Origin of the sequence: Sphingobacterium tenebrionis, from assembly GCF_037126265.1 — a bacterium.
Taxonomy (GTDB): domain Bacteria; phylum Bacteroidota; class Bacteroidia; order Sphingobacteriales; family Sphingobacteriaceae; genus Sphingobacterium; species Sphingobacterium tenebrionis.
This window is the reverse complement of sequence record NZ_JAYLLN010000052.1, coordinates 1-19,616: the sequence shown is the minus strand read 5'-3', so window position 1 is coordinate 19,616 and position 19,616 is coordinate 1. Positions and strand designations below refer to the sequence as shown.

18 protein-coding genes are annotated in these 19,616 nt (G+C 39.9%); 11 read left to right on the top strand and 7 right to left on the bottom strand.

Annotation, left to right across the window (positions count from 1 at the left end; translation table 11 throughout):
- Positions 1-161: 161 nt before the first annotated feature.
- The 3 genes from VJ786_RS15520 to VJ786_RS15510 are packed head-to-tail and all read right to left on the bottom strand — an operon-like array spanning position 162 to position 3,181.
- Positions 162-857, bottom strand: a complete 696-nt coding sequence (locus VJ786_RS15520; RefSeq protein ID WP_099367968.1) for a hypothetical protein — start codon at positions 855-857, stop codon at positions 162-164.
- A gap of 2 nt (positions 858-859) precedes the next feature.
- The gene (locus VJ786_RS15515; protein ID WP_336558010.1) at positions 860-2,818 is read right to left on the bottom strand and encodes a M1 family metallopeptidase; all 1,959 of its coding nucleotides are present in this window, start codon (positions 2,816-2,818) and stop codon (positions 860-862) included.
- Positions 2,819-2,833: 15 nt separating this feature from the next.
- The gene (locus VJ786_RS15510; protein WP_336558009.1) at positions 2,834-3,181 is read right to left on the bottom strand and encodes an ArsC family reductase; all 348 of its coding nucleotides are present in this window, start codon (positions 3,179-3,181) and stop codon (positions 2,834-2,836) included.
- Positions 3,182-3,358: 177 nt separating this feature from the next.
- Between VJ786_RS15510 and fbaA the strand changes: the two genes are divergently transcribed.
- From fbaA to VJ786_RS15470, 8 genes are all read left to right on the top strand, one after another.
- Positions 3,359-4,438: a class II fructose-bisphosphate aldolase gene (gene fbaA, locus VJ786_RS15505; protein WP_099367970.1), complete on the top strand. Its 1,080-nt coding sequence runs from the start codon at positions 3,359-3,361 to the stop codon at positions 4,436-4,438.
- A gap of 166 nt (positions 4,439-4,604) precedes the next feature.
- On the top strand, positions 4,605-5,486 hold the full coding sequence (locus VJ786_RS15500; protein ID WP_099367971.1) for a tyrosine-type recombinase/integrase: 882 nt from the start codon (positions 4,605-4,607) through the stop codon (positions 5,484-5,486).
- A gap of 14 nt (positions 5,487-5,500) precedes the next feature.
- The gene (gene hpf, locus VJ786_RS15495) at positions 5,501-5,842 is read left to right on the top strand and encodes a ribosome hibernation-promoting factor, HPF/YfiA family (protein WP_099367972.1); all 342 of its coding nucleotides are present in this window, start codon (positions 5,501-5,503) and stop codon (positions 5,840-5,842) included.
- 376 nt (positions 5,843-6,218) lie between these two features.
- Complete coding sequence (locus VJ786_RS15490; protein ID WP_099367973.1) at positions 6,219-6,581, top strand: DUF6686 family protein; 363 nt, start codon at positions 6,219-6,221, stop codon at positions 6,579-6,581.
- 200 nt (positions 6,582-6,781) lie between these two features.
- Positions 6,782-7,309: a ferritin gene (locus tag VJ786_RS15485; RefSeq protein WP_099367974.1), complete on the top strand. Its 528-nt coding sequence runs from the start codon at positions 6,782-6,784 to the stop codon at positions 7,307-7,309.
- 171 nt (positions 7,310-7,480) lie between these two features.
- The gene (locus VJ786_RS15480; protein WP_336558008.1) at positions 7,481-10,189 is read left to right on the top strand and encodes a TonB-dependent receptor; all 2,709 of its coding nucleotides are present in this window, start codon (positions 7,481-7,483) and stop codon (positions 10,187-10,189) included.
- Positions 10,189-11,163: an NAD(P)H-quinone oxidoreductase gene (locus tag VJ786_RS15475; protein ID WP_099367649.1), complete on the top strand. Its 975-nt coding sequence runs from the start codon at positions 10,189-10,191 to the stop codon at positions 11,161-11,163. Before VJ786_RS15480 ends, VJ786_RS15475 begins: the two co-directional genes overlap by 1 nt.
- A gap of 75 nt (positions 11,164-11,238) precedes the next feature.
- Positions 11,239-13,536, top strand: coding sequence for a GH92 family glycosyl hydrolase (locus VJ786_RS15470; RefSeq protein WP_099367648.1), 2,298 nt, complete (start codon positions 11,239-11,241; stop codon positions 13,534-13,536).
- 141 nt (positions 13,537-13,677) lie between these two features.
- Here VJ786_RS15470 and VJ786_RS15465 read toward each other — a convergent pair whose 3' ends face one another.
- The 3 genes from VJ786_RS15465 to VJ786_RS15455 all read right to left on the bottom strand — a co-directional run bounded on the left by VJ786_RS15465 (position 13,678) and on the right by VJ786_RS15455 (position 15,676).
- Positions 13,678-13,854: a hypothetical protein gene (locus tag VJ786_RS15465; RefSeq protein WP_167554305.1), complete on the bottom strand. Its 177-nt coding sequence runs from the start codon at positions 13,852-13,854 to the stop codon at positions 13,678-13,680.
- A gap of 113 nt (positions 13,855-13,967) precedes the next feature.
- Positions 13,968-14,528, bottom strand: coding sequence for an SMC-Scp complex subunit ScpB (scpB, locus tag VJ786_RS15460; RefSeq protein WP_099367647.1), 561 nt, complete (start codon positions 14,526-14,528; stop codon positions 13,968-13,970).
- A 23-nt stretch (positions 14,529-14,551) separates the two neighbouring features.
- The gene (locus VJ786_RS15455) at positions 14,552-15,676 is read right to left on the bottom strand and encodes a CofH family radical SAM protein (protein WP_099367651.1); all 1,125 of its coding nucleotides are present in this window, start codon (positions 15,674-15,676) and stop codon (positions 14,552-14,554) included.
- 111 nt (positions 15,677-15,787) lie between these two features.
- On the opposite strand from VJ786_RS15455, the gene VJ786_RS15450 reads away from it, so the two are divergent.
- From VJ786_RS15450 to VJ786_RS15440, 3 genes are all read left to right on the top strand, one after another.
- Entirely contained in the window at positions 15,788-16,219 is a 432-nt protein-coding gene (locus VJ786_RS15450; protein WP_099367646.1) for an SRPBCC family protein, read from the top strand.
- 78 nt (positions 16,220-16,297) lie between these two features.
- Positions 16,298-17,572, top strand: coding sequence for a C4-dicarboxylate transporter DctA (dctA, locus tag VJ786_RS15445; RefSeq protein WP_099367645.1), 1,275 nt, complete (start codon positions 16,298-16,300; stop codon positions 17,570-17,572).
- Between the two features lie 56 nt (positions 17,573-17,628).
- Positions 17,629-18,834 carry an NAD(P)/FAD-dependent oxidoreductase gene (locus VJ786_RS15440; RefSeq protein ID WP_099367644.1) on the top strand — a complete coding sequence of 402 codons (1,206 nt, stop codon included), beginning with the start codon at positions 17,629-17,631 and terminating at the stop codon, positions 18,832-18,834.
- Between the two features lie 197 nt (positions 18,835-19,031).
- On the opposite strand, the gene VJ786_RS15435 is transcribed toward VJ786_RS15440, so the two are convergent.
- Entirely contained in the window at positions 19,032-19,430 is a 399-nt protein-coding gene (locus tag VJ786_RS15435) for a hypothetical protein (protein WP_336558007.1), read from the bottom strand.
- Between the last annotated feature and the right edge of the window lie 186 nt (positions 19,431-19,616).

Below are 19,616 nucleotides of genomic sequence, written 5' to 3'. Positions count from 1 at the left end.
ATTGCGAAGGGTCTCTCAAGGACCAATGACGATTAAAAATCTTACTCCCTCTCTCGCTGTATCCTAAATGAAATACAAAATTATATTCTGTCTCTTTAATTCCTATAACTTCCCTACAAACTTACGATGACGGAGAGGTGGATAACAAAAAATAAAATTTCCTATTTCGTTCCTTTTTTGAATTCTGCGTAAGAAACCAGTATATACGCTGTTAGATCCTCTTTAACCGCATTCCTCACAAATTCATAAGTTGGCCTATACTTAGTCTTAAAAAGAGGAAGTTCCGTTGCACTCAAAGGTACCAAACTCAAAATCAACTCATTAGTAAACTTCCTGTCCACCGCACGCTGTTCCTGCTCCAATTCCAATATCTTAATCGCATTTCTTGCCTGTTTCGCCTCTTTTCCAAATAACCTCGATGGTGAAACCCTTAACCCACCTCTGGTTTGACTCGTTTCCACCGCCTTACTATTGTTTTTTGCTCGTTCGATTTCCCTTGCAATCCGACTATCCGTAATCTTCGTTACGACCACCTCATCGATCACAATGGTCGAATTATCCGGAACCATATATATCCTCGAAATATCTCCCAATTCCTGATAAATAAAAGCCGTATCGCGATCATATCCACGAAGGGTTAAGCTTAAATAATCGTATTTCTGACCAGGGATCGTAAAATTTCCCTGCGCATCCGATTTGGTTTCCTTATTCGTCCGTATGTTCTTGATCTGCACATCAGAAATCCTTTTATCACTTTTTAAATCAATGACAATTCCTTTGATATCCTGGGCAAAACTTAAGGTCATCCCAGCAAATAGCAGGATGACCATCAATAGTATTTCTTTTATAGTTCTCATTTTTATTTTGTGTTCCACACATTATTTTCCGGTCTAATATCCGGGTAAACATTGTCTGGGTCTATTTTAACGCTGGAAAGCTTCTCTGTAGTATTCATCCTAAATCTCCAAGTGCTGTTGTTTTCCCAAACTTGTACAGGAAGTTTATGGCGAACTTTCTTTCCAGATTCTGTAGTGGCTTCAATAACAACAGGCATTGGCATTTTCTCCAGATTACTGATGGAAATAAAGGCTCCTTTAGCCGGATCTGAATCCACATATTCTACTTTGTCGATCGCTTGATCCAATTGCCAATTGTTCAATATCCAGCTTCTCCAGAACCAGTTCAGGTTTTCTCCGGTTTCATTTTCGATCACTCGGAAGAAATCCTCTGGTGTAGGGTGTTTATATGCCCAATAGTCAACATATTTACGAAAAGCTGCATCAAAGCGTTCTGGCCCGATCACCTCATCTCTCAAAATACGCATCGCATATCCAGGTTTATAGTAGGCCAATATACCAATATTACGTTCTTTCATACCCTGAGGGGTTGTCATCACGGGCTCAAGACCTGGATTCATGATCATCCGGGTCATCGCATTTCTATTGCCTCTTGGTCTATGGTACTCTCCTTTATTAAACACTTCAGTAGATAGATCGTTGATAAAGGTATTGAACCCTTCGTCCATCCACGCATACAAACGCTCGTTCGATCCTACGATCATAGGAAACCAGATGTGTCCAAATTCATGATCCGTCACGCCCCAAAGGCTACTGCCTCTAGCGCGGCTGCCACAGAAAACAATCGCTGGATATTCCATACCCCCAACATTGGAAGCCACATTAATAGCTACCGGATAAGGGTATTCCATCCATTTCTTGGAATAATATTCGATAGATGCTTTGGTATATTCCGTAGATCTTTCCCAAGCATTTCCACCATTACTTTCCTTCGGATAGGCAGACATGGCCAAGGATTTCTTTCCACTAGGTAAGTTGATTTGTGCCGCGTCTATAATAAAAGCCTTGGAAGATGCCCAAGCAACATCACGGGTGTTGTTCAATCTATATTTCCAGGTCAATGTTGATTTTTGTGGCCTAGAATTCGGATTCGTAACTTCGCTTTCAGAACGGATCAAAACGGTTTTATCGCTGTTTTTCGCTTTATTTAATCGCTCCAACTGCTCTTTGGTCCATACTTCCTGCGGATTCAATAGTTCTCCACCCATCACCACGATATGGTTGGCTGGTGCGGTGATCTCCACATTGAAATCCCCATATTCCAGGTAGAACTCGCCTGGTCCGGTGTATGGAAGGTTGTTCCATCCATTCACATCATCGTAAACGGTTACTTTTGGATACCATTGGGCAATGGCGTAAATATCACCGTTGGATGTTTTCAGGATCCCAGTACGATCAGCACCTTCTGCCGGAACGATATAAGAGAAGTCCATACTAAACTCTACTTTTCCACCATTCGCAGCCAAAGTCTTTGGAAGTTCGATGCGCATGCGGGTATCGATGATGCTGTATTTAACTTCATTTCCGGAATGCTCTTTTACATTACTGATCTTATACCCACCTTGAAACTCATTTCCAGAGCTTCCATATCGGCTATTGCTCAATGGAACTACCGCTTGACCAATAGACTCTGGATTGAATAGGTTCTGCTCCAATTGCAACCAGATAAAATCCATTTGGTCCGGACTGTTATTGGTATAGGAAATTTTTACATTTCCTTTTACCTCATGTGTTTGATCATTCAGGCTAACCTTGATATCATAATTTGCTGCATTTTGCCAATATTGATGTCCTGGCTTGCCAGAAGCTGAACGATAAACCGAACCGGTATTGTTATAAAAAACAGGGTTGAAAGCCGCTTTATAATCATATTTTGATTCAACCTTTGTCGCTTGCGGTGCCTGGGTTTGGGCATTTGCTGTTGTGGCTAATAATAAGGCAGCAGCAAATGGAATTAGCATGTTCTTTCTCATAAATTATTTAAGTTTATTGTGGTACTCTTCTTCATTGAATCCGAGAAGAAGTCCTTTTTTGGTTTCTATCAATGGTCTTTTGATCATGGAATTATTGGCCAATAGCACTTGGTTCGCACTTTTGGCATCGGTTACTTGGGCTTGTTCTTCCGGACTTAGCTTACGCCAAGTCGTTCCTTTTTTGTTCACTAAACTTTCCCAGCCCAATTCCTTCTCCCACTTCAGCAATTGGGCCTCTGTTGCAGGTTCTTTTTTATAATCATGGAATTCATAAGCAATTTGGTTTTCATTCAACCAGTCTAAAGCTTTTTTAACTGTATTGCAATTCTTGATTCCGTAAACTTGTAGCATATTTAAATTGTTTCCATGTGAATATTGAAAGCTAAAGATATTAATTTATCTCAAAAGAAGTTTCGTGTATAGGGAATTTTACGGCATATTTTAATAGTGTATTTTATACACTATATTTCTTTGAATCTAAAAAAAACTTTATCTTTATTTTATTAAAGAAACTAAGATAGAAAAACTATGAGCCTAAAAGATTTCAAAGGTGTTTTAACTGGAGATCAAGTACAAGAATTATTTGAAATTGCGAAGCAACATAACTTTGCATTGCCAGCTGTAAATGTCATCGGAACGGATTCGATCAATGCTGTTATGGAGACTGCTAAGAAAGTGAACTCTCCTGTAATTATTCAATTATCAAATGGTGGTGCACAATTCTATGCTGGAAAATCATTGAACAATGATGGTTTGCAGGCTTGTATTTTAGGTGCAGTATCTGCAGCTCAACACGTTCATTTGTTGGCAGAGCATTATGGGGTTGCAGTAATGTTACATACCGACCATGCTGCTAAAAAATTACTTCCTTGGATCGACGGATTATTGGATGCTGGCGAGAAATTCTATGCTCAACATGGTAAACCTTTATTCTCTTCGCACATGTTGGATTTATCTGAAGAGCCAATCGAGGAGAATATCGAAATCTCTAAAAAATATTTAGAGCGCATGAAGCCTCTTGGTATGACGGTAGAGATTGAATTGGGTGTAACAGGTGGTGAAGAAGATGGTGTGGACAACTCTGATGTGGACAGCTCTAAACTTTATACCCAACCTGAAGAAGTAGCTTATGCTTATAAAGAGCTATCTGAAGTTTCGGATAAATTTACGGTTGCTGCTGCTTTTGGAAATGTACATGGCGTATATAAACCAGGTAATGTGAAATTGCAACCTATTATTCTACATAATTCCCAAGAATATATCCGTGAGAAATTCAATTTAACAGCGGAAAAACCGGTTAACTTTGTATTCCATGGTGGTTCTGGTTCAAGTCCGGAAGAAATCAAGGAAGCGATCTCTTATGGTGCGATTAAAATGAACATTGATACCGATATGCAATGGGCTTTCTGGGATGGTGTTCGTGCTTATGAAGAAAAGAACCATGCTTACCTTCAAGGCCAAATCGGAAATCCTGAAGGTTCTGACTCGCCTAACAAAAAATATTATGATCCACGCGTATGGTTGCGTAAGGGTGAGGAAGCATTCGTTACTCGTTTAACACAGGCGTTTGAAGAATTGAATGCTATTGATGTAAACAGTAAATTATAATTCTACATCTACCGGTTTTATTTAAAACCATTTTTTAAAATATAATAAGGCAGGTTTAATCGAAAGGTTAAACCTGCTTTTTTGTTGTCATATCACCATCAAAAATGTTTGTGGTCATTATTTTTTCCAATAATTATCGTTAATATTACCATATAAGGATTAGGACATGTATAAGGATAGATTTATTAATTTCCTGAAGTTTGAAAAGCGGTATTCTGCCCATACCATCACAGCTTATGAGATGGAAGTGGAAAACCTGTTGAAATTCCTGGAATCCGAGAACATGCCTTTTGAGGAAGTGGACTACAAGTTTCTCCGATATTATTTCTCGACCTTGCGGGAGCAGGGGAAAGAGCCAAGCTCTGTGAACAGGGCCATCTCCTCGATCAAATCCTATTATAAATTTTTGGTTCGCGAGGAGCTGATCGCCAAGAACCCGATGGCCTTGATCAAGGCCATGAAAACTGCCAAGCGATTGCCGGTAGTGGTGGAGAAGGAGAAGATGGTGAAATTATTGGAGCAATTGGATCAGGAAGCGGAGGATTTTGAAAGCCGCAGAGATTTCATTGTCCTGGAATTGCTTTTTGGGACAGGGATTCGGTTGGCGGAATTGTTAAAAATAAAGGAGTCGGATATTGATCTTTATAATAAAAAAATACTTATATTCGGAAAAAGGAGCAAAGAGCGTTTTGTTCCGATACACAAAACCTTGGTTGGGGAGTTAGAAAAATACCTGCAACAAAAAAAAGCACAGCAATTCCAAAACATTTCGGAAGAATTGATCGTTAGCAAAGAAGGGAAGCCTGCATATGCAAAGATGATTTACCAGATCGTAAAAAAGTATCTGAGTATGATTACTTCGCAGAAAAAAAGGAGTCCTCACGTATTGAGACATACTTTTGCAACTGCCCTTTTAGATAACGGCGCTGATTTGAACGCAATTAAAGAATTATTGGGCCACGCTGGATTAACTGCAACACAAGTATATACGCATAATTCAGCCGAGCGATTGAAATCAATTTATAAACAAGCACATCCAAAAGCTTAAAAAAAGGAGGAAAAATGAACATTACAGTGCAATCAATTAAGTTTAATGCTGACAGTAAACTAATCGAGTTCATTAAGAAGAGGTCTGAGAAATTGAATCAATTTTTAGACAACATCATTGAAGGGGTTTGCTACCTCAGATTAGAAAATGTGGATGACGAAGCCAATAAGGTCGTCGAGCTAAAATTTAATGTACCTGGCAACCAACTTTTTGCCAAAGCACAGGCTAAGAGTTTTGAAGAAGCAACAGATATTGCCATTGAATCCATCAGGCGTCAAATAAATAAACATAAAACCAAAACAAGAACGGCAACCAGTAATCATAAAGAATTACTGAACGAAGAAGAAGAATTTTAAGGAAAAAGCCCTCGGTAGAGGGCTTTTTTTTTAGTATTTAGTAGTTAGTATTTAGTAGTTAGACTTTGTATGGCGGCTAATATTTTCTACCAAGATTTTGCAACATAGGTCTTAATACTAAATATTCACTACTAAATATTCACTACTAAATACTCACTACTAAATACTCACTACTAACTACTAAATACTTTCCTGCCATAGGTCTAAATACTAACTACTAAATACTCACTACTAAATACTCACTACTAACTACTAACTACTAAATACTTTCCTGCCATAGGTCTAAATACTAACTACTTTATACTAAATACTCCAACACAATTTGGATTAATTCTTAATAATATTTAGATTTGTTCCAAATTAAAGGAAAAAGCAGATGATTTGTCCAGTAGCCAGTTTCGAGGAGATTTTTCAGACAGCGCAAGGTGCAGTATATCAGTGTAGTAGAAAGAATTGTTATTGGTTGGATTTCCAGGGGGAGGCTACGCCATTTAAAGTGCGAGACTTTTTCCAGTTCAAAAAAACAATAGATAGTATTGATGTGGAAGCCATGCTAAACAATTCTTCCAGATCTTTTGATTTTGAAATTATTATGCCTTTTCGCTCGGAAAGGATTTTTATTCTGGCTGTGGAGGATGTACTTAAACTTCAAGAGCTCTTGGCAGGAGCTAAGTTTATGATCGAATTGAATAGTGAAATCAAAGCTTGTCTTCAACAAAAAGCGGTATTAGCCTGGTAAGTTTGTCATCGAAATACTATTCTTTGTCATTCCATTCTCATTCTTTGTAATTATACTGATTCTAAATAAATTAGCCATTTAAACGTTTAATTTAGACTGAATTTGTATAGCAGATTTTTTCGATAAATTTTTTTAAATAGCCGTATCTTTGATATGTCAGTTAGAGGGAATGTATCCTTCAGAACTTAAAATATATTAAAATGAAAGATCTATTAAAATTAAAAACATCCATCTCCGAAGAGATCGAGAACATATTGAACGCACAGGTTAAGATTGAAGCACATGCATCTGCATTGTACTTATCCATGTCTGCTTGGTGTGATGATCAAGGATTAGATAATGCAGCAGCATTCTTCTCTAAACAATCCAATGAAGAACGTGAGCATATGTTGAAGATTTTCAATTATATATCTGCACGTGGTGGTCGTTCCATCTCTCCAGAAGTAACCAACGTTCCTGTTGATTTCGAATCTTTCAGAGGTGTATTTGAACAAACATTAGAGCAAGAAATGTTCGTAACAGAGCAGTTTAACAAAATTGCTGACAAATGTTTCAAAGCAAAAGATTTCGTAACATTCAACTTTATCCAATGGTTCTTAGAAGAGCAGGTAGAAGAAGAATACATTGCACGTCGTATCCTTGAATTGTTCGATGTAATCGGCGAAGAAGGTACCGGTCGTTGGGAAATTGATCGTCATTTAGTTAAAGTAACATTCGACGGCGAATAATCTCCGCGTAAAAAATAAAGAAAAACGGGCTAAAAGTAATTTTTAGCCCGTTTTTTTATACAATTATTTTAAGTTTAAACGTTTTAATGGTAAATTGAGTTTGAAGTATTATTTATTGAAATAAGGAAACATTATAGTTTAATATCTGTGCGAATAATCCTTTCTATAACGATGGCCATTCTGCTGTTCTCGACAGTCTTTCTGAAGGCGTATGCCCAAGAAAACCATCGCAGCATAGAAGGATTGGTCGTAGATACTTCCGGCTTAGGCTTAAAAGGGGTCAATATCCGCCTTGTGGGTGAACAGGATACGCTTAAGACCGTTACTGACAACAATGGATTCTATCAACTCAAGGGGATAAACGGAAAAGTAGTTAATATTTCTTACAGTATGTTTGGTTTGCAGATTGTAAACCGCAGTTATGTTTTCAAGAAGTTTGTAGATCAGATCTATGCCCCCAAAATCAGCATGTTTCCACAATTAAACCTGATCGATGAAGTTAGGATCCTAAAAGTCATTCCAGTTATAAATCGCGGAGATACCATCCAATTTAATATGCGAGCTTTTAGTGTGCCTGAAAAAGCGATGTTGGAAGATGCATTGAAAATAATCCCTGGCTTTCAGGTATTAAGGGATGGTACCACTTATTTCAATGGTCGAATGATCACATCGGTACAGGTCGATGGAAGGAAGTTCTTTGATGGTAACCTATTGATGGCCACGAAGAACCTCCCTGCCGATTTTGTGAAGCATCTGGAGGTTATCGATGACTATGGGGATGTTTCTCAAGAAAAAGGGATCAAGAACTCAGAACCTGAAAAGATCATCAATATCGTACTGGAAGATAATAAAAAGAAGATCACTTTCGGACAAGCAACCTTAGGCGGTGGAACCAGCGAAAGGTATATCGGTAGTGTCGGAGTCAATAAATTCAACGATGGCCAGGAAATTTCGGTGGTCACATCGGTCAATAACACCAATACCAGTCTGTTTACTTTCGGTAGCCCAGATGGGGCAGGAGGCAGATCTTCCGGATTGGGGGATGTGGGAGATTTTTCCGATCAATCCGATGGATTGAACAAGTTGTCCTCCATTGGTATCACCTTCTCCCAGAACCTTAATAAGTACATCTCCTTATCTGGGGGATATACTTACCAGAACAGACAGAACATTACCGAGGGTAATTCTTTGCTGACCTCCTCCTATTATGGCTATAAGATCAATAAAAAGGAAGATTTTGAACGAAAAATGGATGATAATTTCCATAGGGTACAGCTGGAAATAAATTCTACCCTAAAAAACCAGGATATTTTAAAGATTGTCCCTAAACTATCCTTCAATCGTTCCTATAACTATAACCTTAAGTCCTCCAATCTGAGCAATTACCGGATCAGGGAGCGCGGAAGTTATAATGATACCTCTACCACCACGAATCCCAATGCGGAATTCTCCATGCTCTATTCGAAATATTTTAAGAAGAGCAAACGGAAATTAGTGGCAGATGGAAGGATATCCTACCAATCCTTAGATAAAGATGAAAACATCAGGGAAGATTATGTAATCTACGATTCTACAGGCATTGAACCTGTTATCAATTTCTTTGAACAGAAGCAATTGGTTGATTCCCGCAACAATACCAGCTCAATGAAAGGCTCTGTTTCCTATGTGGAGCCATTTTTTGACCATAGTCTTTTAGAGGTATTATACGATATTGATGTGACCAATATCGAGGCAAGACGAGCCGTACGGAATCCCATCGGCGATGGCGGGGGATGGGTAGACTCCCTGGGTATCGATTATGCCTATCAATTCAAGAGTTATAAAACGGGTTTAAACTATCAGTATGAGCCGAATGAACGATTCCGCGTCAATATGGGCTTTTCTGTTCAACCGGTATCCTTATCCGGAAAGATTGAGGGGGATACGATTACCCATGAATATAGCAATGTCAACCTGGTTCCTACGACTAATCTCCGGTATCGATTTTCCAAGAATTTTGAAATGGAACTGAATTACTTGGGAAAAAATATCCAACCGAATTTCCTTCATATCTCGCCAGTACGGGATAACTCCAATTCCAGGAATATCATCGTCGGAAATCCATCCCTGAAAGCCGAATTCTACAATCGTTTTTCAACCTCTCTCAAGAAGTTTGTCACCAACAAAGGACAATATTTCGAAACTAATTTTGCTTATACCTTTATTAATAATAAGATCGTCAGTTCGAAGAAGTCCCTGTCGAACGAAACTGTTCAGGAAACGACATACGAAAATACAGATGGTTATTATGATGTAAAATGGAATTACTATTTCAATACCCCGTTCCTGAACGATAATTTTCAAATGGATATTTCGGGAAATATCGATTACCTGAATAATCTATCCTTTGTAAACGAATTGAAAAGCACCACCAGGCAATTATTGTACAACCAGAACCTGATCCTGAGGTACAACTGGAACCAATATTTCGAATCAGTATTCAATAGCAATTATTTCTTGAACAGAGCCACCTATGAGCTCCCATACAAGAACAAGATTGCTGCCCATTCCTTCCTGTTGAGTCTTGGCGGAAGGGGCTATATCAATGATAAATTTATGGTTGGAACGGAGATGTCCCAAAAATTCTACAAAGGCTATGTTTCTGAAATATCCGATGTTAATCCAACGATCATCAATGCCTATGTAGAATATAACTTTTTAAAGAACAATATGGCAATGCTCCGGTTTCAATGTTTTGATATGTTGGATCAGAACAAGAACGTAGGCATTATCACCGAATATGTAGGAAACGATGTGTTCGAATCCAGAAACAATCGTTTGGGGAGATATTTTATGCTCACCTTGAACATGCGTCTACAGAGTTATCCAAATAAAAAATAATGCAAGCAGCGATTATCACCGAATACGGTGGACCCGAAGTATTGAGAATAGAAACCCAGGAAGATCCACAGCCCGCAGCAAATGAAGTGCTTTTACGTGTAAAGGCTGCAGGGATCAACAGACCCGATGTTTTCCAAAGGAAAGGGAATTATCCAGCTCCTCAAGGGGTATCTAATGATATTCCAGGCTTAGAAGTTTCCGGGATAATAAAAAGTCTGGGTAAAGATGTACAGGGCTTGTCGGTAGGCAATGAGGTATTCGCTTTATTAGCTGGTGGAGGATATGCAACGGAGGTCTGCGTGGCTGCTGAACTTTGTATCCCAAAACCAAAAAGCATCAGTTTTGAGGAGGCCGCTTGTTTTCCGGAGACCTTATTCACGGTTTGGCACAACCTCTTTCAACGCGGCAACTTAAAGGAAGGAGATAAAGTGTTGATCCATGGGGGATCAGGTGGCATTGGTTCCATGGCTATTCAATTGGCTAAACTGTTCGGTGCGACCGTCTATACTACCGTTGGTTCTGCTGAAAAAGCCGAATTTGCAAAGCAGCTAGGTGCAGACAATGTCATTAACTACCAAGAAGAAGATTTTGAAGAAGTATTAAAAGATAAAAAGATCAATTTGATCCTTGATAGCATAGGCGGAACTTATTTCAATAAGCATATCCAACTATTGGAACCCGATGGAAGACTGATCCACATCAATGCCGTACAAGGTGCAAAAGTAGAACTGAACCTGCTCAAGATGATGCAGAAGAGGATATGGATTTCGGGATCAACCCTGCGAAGCAGAGACCTGAATTTTAAAATAAACCTAACATTAGAAATAAAAAACAAAATCTTACCATTCATTGAATCGCGTAAATTAGTACCTGCCGTAACCCAAGTTTTCCCATTTGAAGAGGTTTCTGCCGCACATTTATTTTTTGATAGCCCTGAACAATACGGTAAAATAGCGCTTAAAATGTATAGCTAAATACTTTTAGCATTAGGTTTTGTAGTTTTTTTTGTTATTTTTATGAAAAGAAAATAACCTATTTTAAAACAGACTATGAACTTAAGATTTTTAACCACATTACTTTTGATCGGCGGAAGTATTTGCTCCAGCTTCGCACAGAAGGTAGGGAAGATAGATCGTCCGATCGATATGGTAAGTACGCTAGTCGGTACACAATCAACCTATTTCCTATCCAGCGGGAATACCTATCCAGCCATTGCACTCCCTTGGGGAATGAATTTCTGGAGCCCTCAAACGGGAAAAATGGGCGATGGATGGATGTACACCTATACAGCGGAAAAGATTAGAGGTATCAAACAGACCCATCAACCATCACCTTGGATGAATGATTACGGGCAATTTTCTATTATGGCGATGGTGGGCAACAAAACCTTCGACCAGGATAAGAGAGCCAGCTATTTTTCCCATAAGGCAGAAACCGCTAAACCGCATTATTATTCGGTATACTTAGCCGATTATGATACCAAGGTAGAAGTTACACCTACCGAAAGAGCTTCCTATTTTCGTTTTACCTTTCCTAAAACCAACGAGGCCTATGTTTTAATAGACGCTTTCGACAAAGGGTCTTATGTAGAGGTACTTCCTCAGGAACAGAAGATAATAGGCTATACCACCCGAAACAGCGGCGGAGTACCTAAGAATTTCAAAAATTACTATGTACTGGAGTTCGATCGTCCATTTGCCAACCTAGCTACCTTTGCAGATTCAGCGCTTGTTGATGGACGCTTGAAGATCCAAGCCAACCATGTGGGTGCCTTAGTAGGATTCCAAACGGCCAATGCGGGCGAGAAAGTTCATGTTAAAGTAGCTTCTTCTTTTATCAGTCCAGAACAAGCCCTCCTAAACCTGAAAGAATTGGACGGCGTAACGTTCGACGAACAGGTTAAAAAAGGGGAGGATATCTGGAACAAGGAATTGAGTAAGATCGAGGTTGAAGGTGGAACCATCGATCAGATGCGTACCTTTTATTCCAGCCTATACCGTTCCTTGTTGTTCCCAAGAATGTTCTACGAGATCAATGCGCAAGGACAGGTGATGCATTATTCACCATACAACGGTCAGGTCCTTCCGGGCTATATGTTTACCGATACAGGTTTTTGGGACACCTTCAGGTGTTTGTTCCCATTCCTGAACTTAATGTATCCAGAGATCAATGAAAAGATGCAGGAAGGATTGGCAAATGCTTACCGCGAGGGCGGATGGTTGCCGGAGTGGGCAAGCCCTGGCTATAGGAACATCATGGTGGGCAATAATTCTGCTTCTGTAGTGGCTGATGCCTGGATGAAGGGCGTGCGGTCAAAAGATATTGAAGTGCTCTACGAAGCGGTAAAAAAGGGCGCCAATAACGCTGGACCTATTACGGCAGTAGGTAGGGCAGGTGCGGAATATTATAATGAACTCGGCTATGTGCCTTATGATGTAAAGATCAATGAGAACGCCGCAAGAAGTTTGGAATATTCCTATGATGATTTTGCGATCTACCAATTGGCAAAATCATTGGATAAATCCAAAGAGGATCAATCATTCTATAAAAAACGTGCTTACAATTACGAGAAATTGTACGATCCAGCTACGGGATTGATGCGTGGAAAAAATAAGGATGGTTCCTGGTCAACCCCATTCAACCCATTCAAATGGGGGGATGCATTTACCGAAGGAAACAGCTGGCATTACAGCTGGTCGGTATTCCAGGATATCGAAGGATTAGCCAATTTGATGGGTGGACACCAAGCAATGGAAATCAAACTGGATTCCGTATTCTCCTTACCACCGGTATTTGATGATAGTTATTATGGTTTTCCGATCCATGAGATCCGTGAAATGCAGATCGCCAATATGGGACAATATGCGCATGGAAACCAGCCGATCCAACATATGATCTACCTGTACAATCATGTTGGTGCTCCTTGGAAAGCACAGTATTGGCTGCGTGAAACAATGAACAGAATGTATTCACCAAACCCCGATGGTTACTGTGGCGATGAAGATAATGGGCAGACATCCGCTTGGTATGTATTCTCAGCTATTGGATTCTATCCAGTAACACCTGCGACCGATGAATATGTCCTTGGATCTCCAATCTTTGACAAGGTAACCCTTAAATTGAGCAATGGTAAAAAGGTGGTGCTCGAAACCAAGAACAATTCCGATGCGAACAGGTATATCCAACAATTAAAATGGAATGGCAAGAACTACACGAAAAATTACCTGAACCACAGCGAGTTGGTAAAAGGCGCTAACCTGGTTTTTGATATGGGTGCAGAACCCAATAAAAAACGTGGAGTTACGAAAGCAGACCTTCCATTCTCCTTGAGTAAAGACGATAAATAATTAATAATTGCAGCTAAACAATAACGTCTGAAGAGTAATCTTCAGGCGTTTTTTTTGGCCATAAAAAAACGCTTGGGGTTAGACCAAGCGTTGCTAATTCTTTACATGTATACATCCGAATAACTCGGATCATCATTTTAATTAAAAATCATCATCGTCATCATCCATGTCATCAAACCCGCCGATAGAGTCGATATCATCCAATCCGAAATCATCGTCATCATCATAGATATCATCCGAATCATCATCAGGACCGTTGAAATTCATTACTCTTTCATCAACCGTTAATTCTGTTTCCATTTCTTGCATTGTAGCCATGTTCTTTATTATGATACTTACTTTATTAACGTAAAATTATAGAAGAAAATCCATTTGAAAAATATTTTTTTAAAATTATTTTAACATGAAAAAAAAAGCAAATATGCAAGAATTTATTCAACGATTTCTCCGATGCTATTTTCCTCAGCCACAATATCTTTCAGTTGCGGTAGGTCTTTTACGCTGTTGAGGCCAAAATGATTCATAAATTGTCCACTAGTGGCATATAAGATTGGCTTACCAATACTGTCGGCTTTCCCCGCAATTTGTATCAATCCTTTGTCCAATAAACGTTGGATGGAGTAATCGCAATTCACGCCCCGGATCTGTTCCACCTCTAGTTTTGTAATAGGCTGGCGATAAGCAATAATAGCCAAGGTTTCCAAAGCCGCCTGGCTCAATTTCCTTTTCTCCTTATGCAGCTGCAATTGGTTGATCGCATCGTGGTAGACCGGTTTGGTCAAAAACTGCAATTGATCATTGATGTTGGCCAATAACAGCGCTTGATCCTCCGATGCATACTTCTCTTTCAGCCTACCGATCATTTCCGCCAATTCGGTCTTGGAAATTTCAATAGCCAAAGCTTCCTGCAAAACCTCCCTTAAATCCTTCTGACTGATGCCTTCTGCCGAAGCGAAAATAATCGCTTCTATATTTAATAGTATATCCTTCAAAACCTAATCAAACTGTGTAACAATTAATAATCGATGACCTGTTCTTCCATTTGGGATGGTATTTCCCTGAATTGATAGGTCTGCGTACGCAACTGCGGCTCAAAACCTGCCTCGATGATCGCATCCTGAATGGATTTGGAGGTGAAACGGTGTGGTGCACCAGCAGCCGAAACCACGTTTTCCTCGATCATAATGGAACCAAAATCATTCGCACCGGCCTGCAGACAGATTTGGGCGGTCTGTTTTCCGACCGTCAACCAAGAAGCCTGAATGTTCTTCACATTCGGAAGCATGATCCGGCTCAAAGCAATCATACGGATGTATTCATCCGGTGTCACATCATTCGTAATCCCTCTCAGGCGTTTTAATAGGGTTCCATCATCTTGGAATGGCCAAGGAATAAAGGCTATAAAACCGTAATGATCAGCTGGTTTTTCGCTCTGAACCTCACGGATCCAAACCAGGTGCTCAAAACGTTCCTCAATGGTTTCTATATGTCCAAACATCATGGTTGCTGATGTAGGTAGGTTGATCTTATGTGCAGCACGCATCACATCCAGCCATTCTTGACCACCACATTTGCCCTTCGAGATCAATCGACGGACACGGTCGTTCAAGATTTCAGCACCAGCACCCGGTAGGGAATCCAATCCGGATTCTTTGAGGGCAGTGAGTACTTCAATATGGCTCATGCCTTCTAATTTAGCGATATGCGCTATTTCAGGTGGGCCTAGGGAGTGTAACTTTAAGGTAGGGTATAGCTCCTTCAATTGCTTGAACAGATTAGCATAGAAGGAAAGACCCAAATCCGGATGATGTCCACCCTGTAACAGCAATTGATCACCACCAAAACGGAAGGTTTCCTCAATCTTTTGCTTATAGGTTTCGATATCCGTAATATAGCTTTCTTCATGGCCTGGACGGCGGAAGAAATTACAGAATTTACAGTTGGCAATACACACATTGGTGGTATTAACATTCCGGTCGATCTGCCAGGTCACCTTGCCATGGGGCACCTGAATTTTGCGAAGCTCATTGGCAACAAACATCAAGTCTGCTGTTGCTGCTTCATGATATAGAAAGATTCCTTCTTCCTTGGTTAAGAAGTCGAAATTCAGTGCACGTTCTAATAAATTATTTACATTCATCACGAACAAAGATACGGAGCTTTTCATGAAATTTAATATATACTTAACACCTTTGCGTTAATTTATTGTTTATATTTAAACAACACTACAAATAAGCTCAAAGGAGGCAAAATGCGCGCAGAAACCATTCACATTGAACGTACTTACCCTATTTCTGCAGAGAAGTTATGGAAAGCATTGACGGACAAACAGACCATGAAAGATTGGTTTTTCGAAATCCCAAACTTCAGCACGGAAGAAGGGGCAGAATTTGAGTTTTACAAAAGCAATACGGGTGGCCAACAGCTACACCAATGCCAGGTCATCGAGACCAAGGCTCCGGAGATTTTTAAGTTCACTTGGCGACATCCAAAACAGAGTGAAGGCACTTCCATTATTACCTGGCGTTTAATCCCTCGTCGCGGCGCAACCACCTTGCACCTGACCCATGAAGGTTTGGAGAATTTTAAAGATGCGGGAGAGAATTTTTCGCAGGATAAGTTCGAATCGGGTTGGGAAAAATTACTGGGCGAATCCCTAAATAAATTTTTAGAAAGAAGATAATTCAATTTATTTGATACATTTACGTTCTATACTGAGGGTATACTTAACCTTTGGTCTTAAACCTATATCGTATCATCTATGAAGAAAATATTCTCCAGCCTCTATGTTCAGGTCATCCTTGGAATTGTAATCGGTATTCTCTGCGGTATATTTTACCCTGATTTTGCGGTCAAACTGAAACCTCTTGGTGATGGCTTTATCAAGCTCATCAAAATGGTTATTGCGCCATTGATTTTCAGTTCCATTGTAATCGGGATTGCCGGCATGCAGGATATCAAGAAGGTTGGGAAGATAGGCCTTAGTTCCTTGATCTATTTTGAGGTGATGACCACCATCGCCCTGATCATAGGATTGGTATTTGTCAATTGGATCCAACCAGGAACGGGGATGAACATTGATCCGGCAAGTCTAGACCCTGCCGCAGTATCCTCCTATGTAAAGCAATCGGAGGAACATAAGACCATAATGGACTTTATCATCAGCATCATCCCCCATAATGTTATTGCTGCTGTGGCATCCGATAACCTCTTGCAGGTCCTGGTTTTTGCGGTCTTGTTTGGTATTGGCTTGACTAAGATCGGGGAGAAAAATGCAGAGCCTGTACTGAACGTGCTGCAGTCTTTTCTGAAAGGAATCTTTGCAGTCATCAAAATGATCATGTACCTGGCACCGATCGGAGCCATGGGCGCCATCGGTTTTACGATAGGTAAATATGGGGTAGAGGCCCTTTCTTCCTTAGGTATGTTGATGATCAGTTTTTATCTCACCTGTATTGTCTTTATTGTATTTGTTATCGGCGCGGTATTGTATTTCTATGTCAAGGTGAATGTTTTTCAACTATTGAAGTACATCAAAGAGGAATTATTGATCGTATTAGGTACATCTTCCTCCGAATCGGCACTTCCAGGGCTGATGCAGAAATTAGAGGATGCGGGTTGTTCCAAACCGATAGTGGGATTAGTAATACCTACGGGTTATTCTTTCAATCTGGATGGAACCTGTATCTATCTGACCATGGCGGCCGTATTTATATCCCAAGCGCTGAACATGCATTTAACCTTAGAACAGGAAATTACGCTTTTATTGGTGCTTTTGCTCACTTCGAAAGGGGCGGCAGGCGTAACGGGAAGTGGATTTGTCACCTTGGCTGCCACCTTGCCGGTGGTTGGCCATGTTCCTGTGGAAGCGGTAGGATTGATCTTGGGGATTGATCGTTTTATGAGCGAGGCTAGGGCATTAACGAATATCATAGGCAATGCCGCAGCTACGTTGGTGGTTGCCAAATACGAGAAAGGATTGGATGAGGCCATGTTGCATGAAAAATTGGGAGGCGGACAGGTAGAAAATGCATAGTAGGTCAAACATTTTAACAAAAAAATGCTTATTCCATACAGAATAGGCATTTTTTTATGGATTTAAAATCGAATGAACCTTTTTGGTTAATAAAAAATGGATTGTTGCAATCCTATCCTTCCCTAAGGGAAGATATCAGCTGTGATGTATTGGTAGTTGGATCGGGAATTACCGGTAGTCTCATCGCCCATCAATGTATAGCCGATGGTTATGATACGGTGGTCATCGATAAACGGGAAATTGTTAATGGAAGCTCTTCAGCAACCACTTCCATGTTACAATACGAAATCGATGTTCCCCTTTTTGAATTGAAAGGGATGATTGGTGAAGAAGCTGCGCAGGAATGTTATAAAGCCTGTGGAGAATCGATTCTGAACCTGCAGGAGATTGCTAAAAAGATAAATTCCAAAGCCGGGTTTAAACGAAAGAAATCCTTGTACTATGCCAGCCGAAAGGCCGATGTACAAGGATTGAAAAAGGAATTTGAAGCCCGCAAGGAGGCCGGTTTTAAGGTTAAATGGTTGGAAGAAGAAGAGATTAACAAACAATATGAAATTTTCCAATGCCATGGAGGAATCCTTTCCGATCTAGGGGGAAGTGTGGATGCCTTTTATCTGGCGCATGAATTATTGCAGTATAATGTGAAGGAAGGCCTACGGGTTTATGATAATAATGAATTAATAAAAGTAACTTCCAAAAGAGGCTTTGAACTGGCGGAGATGGAAACAGGTTGCCATATCAAAGCCAAGAAGATCATCTATTGTGTGGGTTTTGAAAGTGCGACTATGATTCCTGAAAAGTTTGTGGATCTTTTAAGCACCTATGCGATCGTTTCCGAAGTAGACCATACCTTAAATAAAGCCTATAAAGACCTGTTGATCTGGAATACTTCCGATCCCTATCTGTACATGCGGACCACGGATGACGACCGTTTTTTAATAGGGGGAGAGGATGAGGAATTTCATGACCCGATCAAACGGGATGAGCTGATCGAAAAGAAATCGGATAAACTATACAAGTCGTTTAAGAAGATTTTTGTGGGCAGGGAATTCTATCCGGATTTTCGTTGGGCCGGAACTTTTGGTTCGACCAAAGATGGCCTTCCTTACATTGGGGAGCATCCTAAATTTAAGAATTCCTATTTCGTGCTGGGATTTGGCGGAAACGGGATTACCTTTTCGGTTACCGGAATGGAAATGGTATCGGATTGGATGAAAGGAAAAGAACATCCTTTATCGACCTATTTTGCCTTTGGAAGGTAGTCAAAGAATAAAAAAATCTGAGAACAAGACAAAATCAAAAGAGGTTGACTAATTCTAGCCAACCTCTTTCTCTAAAAAGTTATCTTTTTTTCTTTCTTAAAGCTCATCACTAAAAGTAAAAATAGAAATAACCTTTTCTTTATATACATAACGATGTAAATATCCAGTTATTGTGCAATTGTATATTTTTTTTTCAATTATTTTATTTCTGATAGCTTGAATTGTTCTTTTAATTGCTTCGGAATAGGAAATGCCATACTAGACCAATCCATTTTAAAGCTCAGCGTATTCCCTTTTTTATCCTTTAGTTTCAGTTGGTCTCCAATGAATTCAGCTTCTTGAGCTTCTACACGTGCGAAAGTTTTGTAGCCATCATCTTCTTTGAATGCCAATTCAAAATGATCATCTACTTTGTTTGCTTTCCAATAGGGGGCTTTATTTCCCGAGGACATCATAGGTGAAGCAAAAAAATCGGCATGGGAAAGTCCGATATCATCATTTGGATATTTTGACTGTAGGTAATTGAACAGGATGTCTTCTACCGATCGATCTTTGATGGCTATCGTTTGGAGGACTTTTAGGTTACTATCTAGCACCCTTAAACTATCCTGATCCTTAACAGCAGCGACATCAAAAGATTCATCGTAATAGAAATGCCAAGGAACTAATCCGAGGGCACTGAAAAAGTCCCCTTTTAGAATGGGCTAAAAAAAGGAGTGGAAAACAACAGTTTTCTGCTCCTTTTTTCGTATCTTAAAGTAGGCTTTAACGGATATCAGGAT